We start from the raw sequence: 11,676 nt of genomic DNA on the forward strand, positions 1-11,676 counted from the left end.
GGACCCGGGTCTTCGGCTCGCGTCTACTTGCGTAACCGCTGCTGAAGGTACTCGTTGTCGAACAACCTGTCCGGATCGAACTTGTCACGGATGTCGCAGAAGTCGTCGAAGTGCTCGTACGTTCCGGCGAACTCCTCGGCCCGAAGCGAGTTCAGCTTTCCCCAGTGCGGCCTGCCACCGACACTGCGCGCAATCGCTTCGACCGCGTCGAAATACTCGCGATGGTCCACGCGGTGATATTGATGGACGGCGATGTAAGCGGTATCTCGGCCGTAGGCGGTCGAGAGCCAGATGTCGTCCCCCGCAGCGAACCGCACTTCTACGGGAAACGCGACCGTGACGGCAGAAGACTCCAGCCATCGATCGATTTCGCGCAACACATACGTGGTCGATTCTGCCGGTACCGCGTACTCCATTTCGCGGAACCTGACGGTGCGGGAGGACGCGAATACCCGATAGCTACGGTCGGTGAACTCGCGAGCAGACAATGCCCGTGCAGAGAACATGTTGATGCGCGGAGTTGCACGGGGAAACCTCGTCACTGCTCGATTGACGACCTCGAAGACCGTGTTGGACAACAACTCGTCGTCGATGTAGGCCCGAACCGACCCGAGCGGGGACAGTGGCGTGTCCGCCGGTAGCCGCGTGTTTCGCTTGGTCAGCACCCGATCGGTGTGCGGAAACCAGTAGAACTCGAAGTGGTCGACGCCGGAGACGGACTCGTCCAGGTGCGCAAGCGTTCCGTCGAGCGTCGCCGGTGCCTCGACGGCGTGCAGCGCAAAGGCAGGCTCGCAGGCCAAAGTCACCTTGGTGATGATGCCGAGCGCACCGAGCCCGACACGGGCAGCGTCGAAGAGGTCGGTATCGAACATCGCCGAACAGTTGATCAGCTGTCCGTCGGCGGTGAGTATCTCGAGGGCCCGAACCTGTGTGGCGAGGCCACCGAACCGTGCACCGGTCCCGTGGGTACCCGTCGAGATTGCCCCCGCCACGGATTGAGAGTCGATGTCGCCGAGATTGGTCATCGCCAGCCCGAGGTCCCACAGACGAGCCGTCAGCTCCCGCAATCGAGTCCCGGCGAGCACGGTCACCAAAGTGGAGCCGTCGGCCCCGGGGACAACCGATTCGATTCCGTAAAGCATGTCGAGGCTGACTTGCACTCCGTCGGTCACGGCAATCGAGGTGAACGAATGGCCGGCGCCGACGCATTTGACGCGAAGGCCACTCTCGGCTGCCCGTAGGACCACCGACCTCAGCTCGTCGATCGTTCGAGGCGCGAGGTACTCCGCCGGACGTGCGATCTGATTTCCGGCCCAATTTTTCCACGTATGCCCCGTCATGGCATAACTATGGATCGCACGCCCGACACGGTCAATTTTTCCGGCGTATTGCTCTGCCTGGGCCTACTATCGTGGGCATGCAGACCCAGTTGTCGGCAGATGCGCGCCGCGCGCAGTTGGTGGCTTATGCGGTGCAGCGAGCCGAGCACGTCGGCCTCGAGGCGTTGACCGTTCGCGGCGTCGCCGAAGAAGCGGGCGTCACCCAGGCTGCTGTCTACTACTGGTTCGAATCGAAGGAAGCTCTCGTTATTGCCATGGGTGAGCGGCTGATCGCCGAGGTGATCGGCGCGTTGCACGGCGCATTCGAACGAGCGGTGGATGCACGCGAACTTACCGGCGTCCGCGGACTTCGAGAACTTCTGCACAGCGGCCTGAGCGGTATCTGGCCGGTCATCGAGCAGTCCGCAGACCGCCAACTGCTGTCCTACGAGATCAAGACGTACCTCTTGCGCCACCGCGCACTCGGTTCGGAACAGGCAGCCCAGATCGCCACCGGTCAGTACGCCATCCGCGACACCGAAGCCCTGGAGTTCTTCGAGCGCTGCGCCGCTCATGCCGGTATCCGATGGCTGGAGCCACCTGACGCGGTGGCACGGTTCGGCATGGCCGTCATCGACGGTATGGTCCTGCGTTGGCTGGTGGATCGAGACGAGATGGCAGTGATCGCGCAGCTCGACGAACTGTCTGCTCTGATAGCGGCCAAGGCCGTCGATCTGTGACGGTCGCTGGGACAAAACCGTGCTCCCGATGCTTGACTGACCGCCCCCCGCAGTATCGATCGGACAGTATTGATCGGACACTAGCGATTAGACGAAAAGGAAGACAGCTCAGTGACGTCACTTCTCGGTCGGATCAAGCATGACGCAGCCACTCACGACACTGCCACGCAAGACGCGGCCCTCGAACGTATCGCTTCGGCCACCAAGGATCTGGAACCACCTTTCGCTGCCGTGGACTCGGTTGCGTTGGACTTCAACGCGTCCCAGTTGATTACTCGCAGCAATGCGCTACCGGTTCGGGTCGCCAGCAAGTCGGTGCGATCGCGAGCGATACTCGGCCGTGTCCTCGGAAGGGATCGGGTCACCGAAACCACGGCTGGATCGAATACGGCTGCCGGGCAAGGGTTCCAGGGAATCATGGCGTACTCGACGGCGGAAGCCCTGTGGCTCGCAGGTGCCGGTGATCAGCACGGAGTCGATGGCGCCGTCGACATCCTCATGGGGTACCCGAGCGTCGACACCACATCCCTTGCCGCGATCACCCGTGATCCGGTGCTGTCTTCACGCATCACTCTCATGGTCGACGACGTTGCACATCTCGATATCATTCGGGCCGCAGCAGGTTCCGATCGACTCGCCCCGCGCATCTGTATCGATGTCGATGCTTCGCTGCGGATCGGACCCGCTCATATCGGGGTGAGGCGCTCTCCGCTACGTGAGCCGGCGCAGGTCGCCGAACTCGCACGCATCGCGCATGCGCGAGGCTTCCACGTCGTCGGAGTGATGTTCTACGAAGCCCAGATCGCGGGGTTGCCGGACTCGAATCGCGCTGTCGAGCTGATGAAGCGTCTGTCGGCATCGGAGCTTCTGGTGCGGCGCCAGGCAGTGGTCAGCGCAGTGACCGACGTGGTCGGACCCTTGGAAATCGTCAATGGTGGTGGTACCGGTTCACTCGAGGTGACCTCGGCGGATCCCGTCGTCACCGAGGTCACTGCCGGTTCGGGACTTTTTCTGCCCGCGCTGTTCGACCGCTACAAGGCTTTTCCGCCGAATCCGGCCCTGTATTTCGCGTTGCCGGTTCTCCGCAAGCCCACCGCGTCGATCGCGACGGCATTCGGCGGCGGGTACATCGCTTCGGGTCCGGTGTCGGCGACGCGAGTGCCGTTGCCTGTCGGGTTCTCGAATGTGGTGCGCGGGGTGACGCGTGGCGGGTTGAAGCTGATCCGAAACGAAGGCGCAGGCGAGGTTCAGACGCCGCTGCGTAATGCCGAATCGGTTGCGATCGGTGACCGAATCTGGTTCCGTCACGCCAAGGCAGGTGAAGTGTGCGAGCGCTTCGACACGCTGTACGTCATCGACGCGGACGGTGGACGGTCGGCGGTCCCGACCTACCGAGGAGAGTCGAAGAACTTCGGCTAGTCATGCCCGCTGTTACCCCTGCCCGCTGTTACCCCTGCCCGCGATTACTCAGTGCCATGAAGGTTCCCAATGTGACGAGCCCGTCGGGGGTTGTGGGGAGGTGCTGAGTGAGGCTGCGGGACCGGATGAGAAATGCGGCCCACTGGCCACGCGAGATTGCTACGTTCAGTCTGTTGCGTGAGAGCAGAAATCCCATTCCTCGGGGGACGTCGTCGACGGACGAGGCGGCCATCGAGACGAGGACCACCGGAGCCTGACGGCCTTGAATCTTGTCGACGGTTCCCACCGGAACCTCGTCGAGGCCGACCTCTGCGAGGTGGGCGAGGATGACAGCGACCTGTGCGTTGTATGCGGCGACGACGAGAAAGTCCGATGCGGCGAGTGCTCGGGTCCCCTCGAACGACGCAGGGTCCGTCCACTCGTTGCCGATCAGTCCCTGAATGCGAGTGGCGATCTCCGCGGCTTCTTCCGGCGAGCCCGTCGAGTTCCCGTGATGATCGACAAGGACGGTGTGCAGGCCGGGGGCGAGTCCGTCGAGGTTTCGTGCCTCGGTCACCTCGCAGTTCGACTCGAGGCGCCCCTCGTACGCCAGCGCCGATACTGGCGCGCACAGTGCCGGATGCATACGCCACGTGGTAGCCAGGAAGTAACCGCGATCGGCAGGAAGGGCGCCGTGTCCGGCAGCGAGCCAACCGAGCGCCGATCGGTCGACGGGTTCGGGGTGGGTTCCCTGGCTTACCTGGGGTAGTTGTTGTGGATCGCCCAGCAGCAACAGATTTCGAGCTGCACCGGCGACGGCGATGGTGTTGGCCAGTGAGAATTGGCCGGCTTCGTCGATCACGAGAAGATCGAGCGACCCAGGAACTACCCGGGTGGAATGCGAGAAGTCCCATGCCGTCCCGCCGACGACGCAGCCGCGATCTGCGTCGGCAACGAAGCCTGGGTACTCGGTTTCTTTCAATACGGTCTGTTCGGTCGGTGCTTTCTTACCGACCGATCGGGCGTCGACTCCTGCCTTGACGACGGTGGCGAGAAGATTGTCGACCACCATGTGTGATTGTCCGACAACTCCGATGCGCCAATGATGCTCGTGCACAAGGTGGGCTATCACCTTGGATGCGGTGTAGGTCTTTCCTGTTCCGGGCGGGCCTTGAACCGCAAGGTACGAGTGGTCGAGGTCGAGAAGCGCTGCAGTGATGGCCGAGGCATAGTCGTTTCCGTTTACGGGTGGAAGCCGATTGCCCGATGTGGTTCGAGGTGGCGACAGCGCCATCAGGTCGGCCACGGCGGTCAGTGGCAGATCGGGCAGCGTGTCATCGACCTCGGTGGCGGCGGTCTCGATTGCGGACTCGAGGCTTGCGGTGGGTACGGGTCGATCCGGAGCTGTCGCGATCGGAGCATCGAAATACGGCTCGGTGCCCGCTCTCAGAGATTCCTCGACGATGACGGCATCTCGGGTGCCGGCGAACCCGACGTCGACGATCTTCGCCATGGACGAACCACGATGGGTCTGGTGCAGCTTGTCCAACCCCTCGGGTGACGGATTGTCGTACAACAGTCTGACCGTATGACCGACTCCACCGATGACACCATTGGACAGTTCACCGACAACTCTCAGTTTCCTACGTAGAACTCGTTGGCGTGGCGCGGTTTTCATCCAATCGTGGAGAACTTCCACGTGATCGATCTTCATGACGTCGGCGGCGTCGGCCCACTCGTCGACAGGGTCGGTCAGTCTGTCGAAGTGCGCCCACCAGAAAGGCTTACGTTCGCGTCGGTGAAAGCCGACGGCGCCCGCGTACATGGCAACCGCCTGCTGAGCCGGTGTTCGATTCCAGGGCAGGCCGGCGTACTCGCCGAGTGAGATTTCCAGTGGGGTTGCAGTGTCTTCCCTTTCCACGACCGGTTCGCTCGGCTTGCGGGGCGTGACCCCGGCGTCTGAAGCCCTGGCGAGAAGCCAATCGCGGAGCTCGATCGTGGAGACGCAGTCCGTCCGGTTGTACTCGGCGATCTCGTTCAGCAGTTCCGCCGCCGCGACATCCTTGCCTGCATCGCGGAACTCGCACCAGTGTGCGTACTCGACGATCGAGGCCGCGGCATTCGTGACGTCTCCCGATCTGTCCGCGGGCATGTAGAGCGGTTCGAGCTTCTTGATGCTGTACGACCTGGCACCGATGCGGACCGACGCGCGCACGATCGGATACAGATCCACCAGGACCTCGTGCCGCAACAAATCGTCCACGGTGTCCTCGCCGACGCCGTACCGGCCTGCCAGCCGAAGTAACGCTGTTTTCTCGTACGGGGCGTAGTGGTAGACGTGCATGTTCGGGTATTCAGCGCGCCGGGCCGTGACGTAGGCGAGGAAATCGATCAGCGCCTGACGTTCCTGGTTGCGATCGTGTGCCCAGAACGGCTCGAACGACAAGTCCGTGTTCAGAACACCGAAGAGGTACTCCAGACCCCAGTCGTTCGGATGTGCCGGATCGGCCCAGAGCGGGTCGCCTTCGAAGTCGAAGAAGATGTCACCAGGGTCCGGTTCTGGGATCGAGCCGAGACCCTGAGCGTCGAAGATGTCGAATTCGGCGGCGCCGGTGCGCTCCTGACGCACCTGCAGTGCGGCCTGTGCCCGCAGACTCGTCGATGTTCTGTCCGACATGCCGTCCACCGGACCGGCCGAGGCGGCGAGCTCTTCGATAGTCGAGATGCCTGCGTCGATCAGTCGCTCGCGCGCCGAACTGCGCATACCCGCAACAAGGATCAGGTCTCGGTGTTCCTCGACCTGCACCGCGCAGGTATCGCACCGGCCGCACGCGGAATATCTCGTATCTGCCCACCCGACAGCGGTCCCCTCCGCCTGATGTTCGTCGAGTATGCGTTGAAGGTTCTCGCGGGACTGCCGATAGACGGCAAGTATTTCGGTGAGGGTGTGGCTGGAAGTGCTGCCGTCGCCGAGCATCAGATGCACGTGATCGGATGGCGTGATTCCACCGCGCTGCAGTGAGTCGGCGTACGCCGCCAACTGAAGTAGCGCAGGAACCTTTGCATGACGAGACAATTTGGTGTCGTAGACGCTGTAGCGGTCCCCGTCGGCTACCAGGAAGTCGCAGAATCCGAGGAATCGGCCGTCGAAGAAGGTCGCCTGATAGAGCACCGGGGTGCGGGAGGTCAACGCTGTGAACGTCGACCAGTCAGCGTCGGCGAGTTCTTGACGGGTGCGGCCCGGTCTCTCCATCGTCAGCACTCCGCCCGGAAACTGCTCTTCGAACCGTGCCAGCTGCGTGCGTTCGTGTGCGAGGCCGAGTGCTGATGTTCGCTCCAGCATCGGATCGGGTTCGGCGGCAACACGCCGCACGAGCCCGTTCAAGCTGTCGAGTCGTCGGAGCAGACCGAACTCGCAGGACGAGGCCGCCGCGAGATCGCTGGCGCTGTAAATTACCTGATCGTCCAAGAGGAACACGCGCATAACTGTAGGGGAATGCACCGACACGGAACCTAAACAGGCAAGATGGTCCAATGCCGTTTTTCGAGGGAGTCACCGGTGCCGTTCATTACCGATCATGGACGACGGCACACCCCCGTCTCATCGTGGTGTTCCTCCACGGATTGGGACAGAACAGCGGCCATTACCATCGGTTCGCGCGGGTGATGAACGGGTGCGACATCGATGTATGGGCCATCGACCACGTCGGCCACGGTCTCACCGAGGGCGAGCTGTCCGATGCCTCGCAGATCGAAGGTCTTGCTGACAACGCCCTTCAGCTCGCAGCGATAGCGCAGTCCGAGCGTGACGGCATCCCGGTGGCCCTGATGGGGCATTCGTTGGGCGCGGCAACCGCGATTGCTGCTCTCGACAAGGATTCGAGCCGATTCACCTCGGCGGTGTTGTGTGCGACCCCGAAGTCGGTCGTCGGTGCAGCCGGCGCTGATCTGTGCAGCTCGACCGTGCCTATCCTGGCGCTGCACGGCATGGACGACCGGATGGCGTCGATAGATGCTGTTCGCACGTGGATTCCGTCGGTGCCGGGTGCTCAGTTGAAGGAATACGACAATGCCGGTCATGATCTGTTGCACGAGAAGATCCACCGGACCGTCTCGCTCGACGCGGCCGAGTTCATGCTCGGCTGTATAGATACAGCTGTATAGACATAGGTGTGTAGGCATAAAGGTGTGACGTGCATGCCCGAACAGCAGACATGCACGTCACACGGGTAGGTCAGCTGTAGATCGACTCGATGACCGAGCTGCGCTCCTGGTGGATGATGTTCCGCTTGAGCTTGAGCGTCGGGGTCAACTCTCCGGTCTCCACCGTGAAGTCCTGCTCGAGGATCTTGTACTTCTTGATCTGCTCGGGCTTGGAGACCTTCTTGTTCGCTTCGGCGACGGCCTTGTCGATCTCGGCAACGAGATCGACGTGGATCGACAGTTCCGCGAAGGCAACGGTTTCGGACAGCCCGTGGCGTTGCTTCCAGCCGGGCAGTGCCTCGGGATCGAGGGTGATCAGCGCGCCGATGAAGGGCTTGGCGTCGCCGACGACGAGGGTCTGGCTGATGAGCGCGTGCGCGCGCAGTGCGTCCTCGAGTACAGCGGGTGCAACGTTCTTGCCACCGGCGGTGACGATGATTTCCTTCTTGCGGCCGGTGATGGAGACGTAACCGTCCTGATCGATGGAGGCGAGGTCCCCGGTGTGGAACCATCCGTCGACAATGGACTCGGCGGTGGCTTTGTCGTTGTGCCAGTAGCCGCTGAAGACCACTGGCCCCTTGAGGAGTAGTTCGCCGTCCTCGGCGACCTTAACAGCGTGACCGTTGAGCGGTTTGCCGACCGTGCCCACGCGCTGCTCTGCCGTGGTGTTGACGGTGACTGCTGCGCTGGTTTCGGTGAGGCCGTAGCCCTCGTACACCGGGACGCCGATTCCGCGGAAGAAGTGCCCGAGGCGTGCTCCGAGGGGGCCGCCGCCCGAGACGGCCCGCACACAATTGCCGCCGAGAGCGGCACGCAGCTTGGAGTAGACGAGCTTGTCGAACAGTGCGTGCTTGAGATTGAGAACGAGGCCGGCTCCGCCCTTTTCCTTGGCCTCGCTCCACTCGATTGCGGTTGCGGCGGCCTTGTCGAAGATTCCGCCCTTGCCGCCATCGTGCGCCTTCTGCTTGGCAGAGTTGTAGACCTTCTCGAACACGCGCGGTACCGACAGGATGAAGTCCGGCTTGAAGACGGCGAACTGGTCGACGAGGGTCGTGACGTCGGCCGTGTGCCCCACGGTGACTTTGGATTCGAACGCGCCGAAGGAGATTGCCCGCGCGAACACGTGTGCCATCGGCAGGAACATGAGCGTACGGTTGCCCTCCTTCATCGAATCGTGCAGCGCCAACTGAACTGCCTGGACCTCGGCGTAGAAGTTGGAGTGCGTCAGCTGCACGCCCTTGGGGCGGCCGGTGGTGCCGGAGGTGTAGATCAGCGTTGCAGGCGAGGACGCGCCGACCTGCTTGCGACGGGTGTGCAGTTCTTCATCGGTGATCGCTGCGCCGCGCTTGCTCAGTTCTTCGACTGCGCCTGCGTCGATCTGCAGTACCTCACGCAGGTCGGCGGCGCCTTCGGTGACCTCTTTCAACGCCTCGGCATGTGCCACGGATTCGATGAACAGGATCTTGGTAGCGGAATCTTCGAGGATCCACTGAGCCTGATCAGCCGAGGATGTCTCGTAGATCGCGACCGTGCATCCGCCGGCGGTCCAGATCGCGTAGTCGAGGAGAACCCACTCGTAACGAGTTGCGGACAGGATTGCGACGCGATCGCCCAGTTCGACTCCGGAGGCAATGAGTCCCTTTGCAACTGCAGATACTTCCTTGGCGAACTGAGCTGCGGTGACGTCGGTCCACGAACCGTTCTGCATCCGCACGAACGGTACGAGGTTCGGGGACTCCTTTTCGTACCGGAACACCGAATCTGCCATGGATGCGTCTTCGGGAATGGTGAATGACGCAGGTACAGAATATTCTCGCACTGTGGGACCCCTCCGGGAAAATGACGTAATAGATGTGCATTTCATCACACTCTTGGCCGGCGTGCACTACCGATGGGGTGTCCGGATTGCGAACTTTCGGCTAGATCTACCGAGTTTTGGTGTAACTCTGGGTGGACCTTAACCGTTGTCGCACGGAGGTTCGAGGCTTCTCTCCTTATCTGCCCCCGATATCGCCGTCGGTCGGATCGGGGGATGAGAACCACTGCGGCCGGTGGGTGCGTGACCATGAATTCTCGGCACTCGGTCCACTGGGTCGGTCGCAGGGACTAAACTGGGTTGCATATGAGCACAACAGAGCCGAATCAGGATGCCGCCGTGACGAGTGACGAAGCAATTTCGAATAGGTCGGCACCGGCGCCCACCGACTCGACCCCCGCCCCGGACGCTGCGTCCGAAGAAGCTCCGCAGCTTACTTTCGCCGACCTCGGAATCGAGGAACGTGTTCTGCAGGCCCTGCGGGACGTGGGATACGAGACACCGTCGCCTATTCAGGCTGCCACCATTCCGCCGCTGATGGCAGGCAACGACGTTGTCGGATTGGCTCAGACCGGTACCGGCAAAACTGCGGCGTTCGCGGTGCCGATCCTCTCGCGGCTCGACGTGTCGCGGCGTGTTCCGCAGGCGTTGGTGTTGGCACCGACGCGTGAGCTTGCGCTGCAGGTGGCCGAGGCGTTCGGCAAGTACGCCTCGCACATCCCTGGCCTGCACATCCTGCCTATCTACGGCGGTCAGGCATACGGTATTCAGCTCTCGGGTCTGCGCAAGGGTGCGCAGATCATCGTGGGTACCCCCGGTCGCGTCATCGATCACCTGGAGAAGGGCACGCTCGACCTGTCCGCCCTCGAGTATCTGGTTCTCGACGAGGCCGACGAGATGCTCAAGATGGGCTTCCAGGAGGATGTCGAGCGAATTCTCTCGGATACTCCCGAGTACAAACAGGTCGCTCTCTTCTCGGCCACGATGCCTGCTGCGATCCGCAAGATCTCCAAGCAGTATTTGCACGATCCTGTCGAGATCACCGTCAAGACCAAGACCTCGACGGCACCGAACATCACGCAGCGCTACGTGCAGGTCGCACATCAGCGCAAGCTCGAGGCACTGACACGAATCTTCGAAGTCGAAGAATTCGAAGCGATGATCATGTTCGTCCGAACGAAGCAGGCCACCGAGGAGCTCGCCGAGAAGCTGCGCGCACGGGGATTCTCCGCGGCCGCGATCAACGGTGACATCGTGCAGGCTCAGCGCGAGCGGACCATCGGTCAGCTCAAGAACGGCCAGATCGACATTCTCGTTGCCACCGACGTCGCGGCTCGTGGTCTCGATGTCGATCGCATTTCACACGTCATCAACTACGACATTCCGCATGACACCGAGTCGTACGTGCACCGCATCGGTCGTACCGGGCGAGCGGGCCGAGCCGGTCAGGCGTTGCTGTTCGTAGCGCCACGGGAGCGTCACCTGCTCAAGGCGATCGAGCGTGCGACGCGTCAGCCGATCACCGAGATGCAGTTGCCGAGTGTCGACGACGTCAACGCGCAACGCGTCACCAAGTTCGGGGACTCGATCACCGAGAGCCTCGAGAGCGAGAATCTCGCTTTGTTCCGCCGGCTCGTCGAGGATTACGTGCAGGCACACGACGTCCCGCTCGCGGATATCGCAGCAGCGCTCGCCGTGCAGTCCCGCGACGGTGAAGCGTTCTTGCTCAAGCCCGAGCCGCCCGCCCCGCCGCGCGCACCACGGGAGCCACGCGAGCCGAGGCCTCCGCGCACGTTCGACGCAGACGCGGCCGATTCTCATCACCGTAAGACCGGTCAGGAGATGGCGACGTATCGGATCAGCGTCGGCAAGCGTCATCACGTCGCGCCGGGTGCCATCGTCGGAGCTATCGCGAACGAGGGCGGACTACGCCGCAGCGACTTCGGGCACATCAGCATCAGACCGGATCACTCGCTCGTGGAACTGCCTGCGGATCTAGCCGACGAGACGGTCGAAGCGTTGCGTCGTACTCGGATCAGTGGGGTGCTGATTCAGCTGACCCCCGACTCCGGGCCTCCGGGACGCAGTGGCGGCGGCGGCAAGTTCAAGGGCAAGCCCAGGCGCTGAGAAAGCCGATAAGTAGACAGACACCGTCTGCCTACGCGTCGCGCCCTGTTTCAGACGGTGCGACGCGTAAGTG

At 62.4% G+C, this 11,676-nt stretch carries 7 protein-coding genes; 4 read left to right on the forward strand and 3 right to left on the reverse strand.

The genetic code is table 11. The features are described 5' to 3' along the window. Window positions 1-23: 23 nt before the first annotated feature. Window positions 24-1,340: a D-arabinono-1,4-lactone oxidase gene (locus ABIB36_RS18040; protein ID WP_354561549.1), complete on the reverse strand. Its 1,317-nt coding sequence runs from the start codon at window positions 1,338-1,340 to the stop codon at window positions 24-26. A 77-nt stretch (window positions 1,341-1,417) separates the two neighbouring features. On the opposite strand from ABIB36_RS18040, the gene ABIB36_RS18045 reads away from it, so the two are divergent. Both ABIB36_RS18045 and ABIB36_RS18050 read left to right on the forward strand, forming a co-directional pair. Beyond that, window positions 1,418-2,059: a TetR/AcrR family transcriptional regulator gene (locus tag ABIB36_RS18045; RefSeq protein ID WP_084345983.1), complete on the forward strand. Its 642-nt coding sequence runs from the start codon at window positions 1,418-1,420 to the stop codon at window positions 2,057-2,059. A gap of 132 nt (window positions 2,060-2,191) precedes the next feature. Then, on the forward strand, window positions 2,192-3,478 hold the full coding sequence (locus ABIB36_RS18050) for a type III PLP-dependent enzyme domain-containing protein (protein ID WP_354561594.1): 1,287 nt from the start codon (window positions 2,192-2,194) through the stop codon (window positions 3,476-3,478). Window positions 3,479-3,506: 28 nt separating this feature from the next. Here ABIB36_RS18050 and ABIB36_RS18055 read toward each other — a convergent pair whose 3' ends face one another. Then, window positions 3,507-6,935 (reverse strand): TM0106 family RecB-like putative nuclease, encoded by a 3,429-nt coding sequence (locus ABIB36_RS18055; RefSeq protein WP_354561552.1) that lies wholly within the window; start codon window positions 6,933-6,935, stop codon window positions 3,507-3,509. Window positions 6,936-6,991: 56 nt separating this feature from the next. Here ABIB36_RS18055 and ABIB36_RS18060 point away from each other — a divergent pair, with 56 nt between their 5' ends. Then, window positions 6,992-7,621 carry an alpha/beta hydrolase gene (locus ABIB36_RS18060; protein WP_084345982.1) on the forward strand — a complete coding sequence of 210 codons (630 nt, stop codon included), beginning with the start codon at window positions 6,992-6,994 and terminating at the stop codon, window positions 7,619-7,621. A gap of 70 nt (window positions 7,622-7,691) precedes the next feature. Here ABIB36_RS18060 and ABIB36_RS18065 read toward each other — a convergent pair whose 3' ends face one another. After that, entirely contained in the window at window positions 7,692-9,479 is a 1,788-nt protein-coding gene (locus ABIB36_RS18065) for an AMP-dependent synthetase/ligase (RefSeq protein WP_179142213.1), read from the reverse strand. A gap of 336 nt (window positions 9,480-9,815) precedes the next feature. On the opposite strand from ABIB36_RS18065, the gene ABIB36_RS18070 reads away from it, so the two are divergent. Then, window positions 9,816-11,603, forward strand: coding sequence for a DEAD/DEAH box helicase (locus ABIB36_RS18070; protein WP_084346338.1), 1,788 nt, complete (start codon window positions 9,816-9,818; stop codon window positions 11,601-11,603). Window positions 11,604-11,676 lie beyond the last annotated feature (73 nt).

This window comes from Rhodococcus sp. UYP9, from assembly GCF_040547235.1.
Classification (GTDB): Bacteria; Actinomycetota; Actinomycetes; order Mycobacteriales; family Mycobacteriaceae; genus Rhodococcoides.

What these genes read in the sequence shown, in the direction of transcription:
- ABIB36_RS18040 (WP_354561549.1), bottom strand. Translation starts at nt 1,340, where the DNA reads ATGACGGGGCATACGTGGAAAAATTGGGCCGGAAATCAGATCGCACGT.
- ABIB36_RS18045 (WP_084345983.1), top strand. Translation starts at nt 1,418, where the DNA reads ATGCAGACCCAGTTGTCGGCAGATGCGCGCCGCGCGCAGTTGGTGGCT.
- ABIB36_RS18060 (WP_084345982.1), top strand. Translation starts at nt 6,992, where the DNA reads ATGCCGTTTTTCGAGGGAGTCACCGGTGCCGTTCATTACCGATCATGG.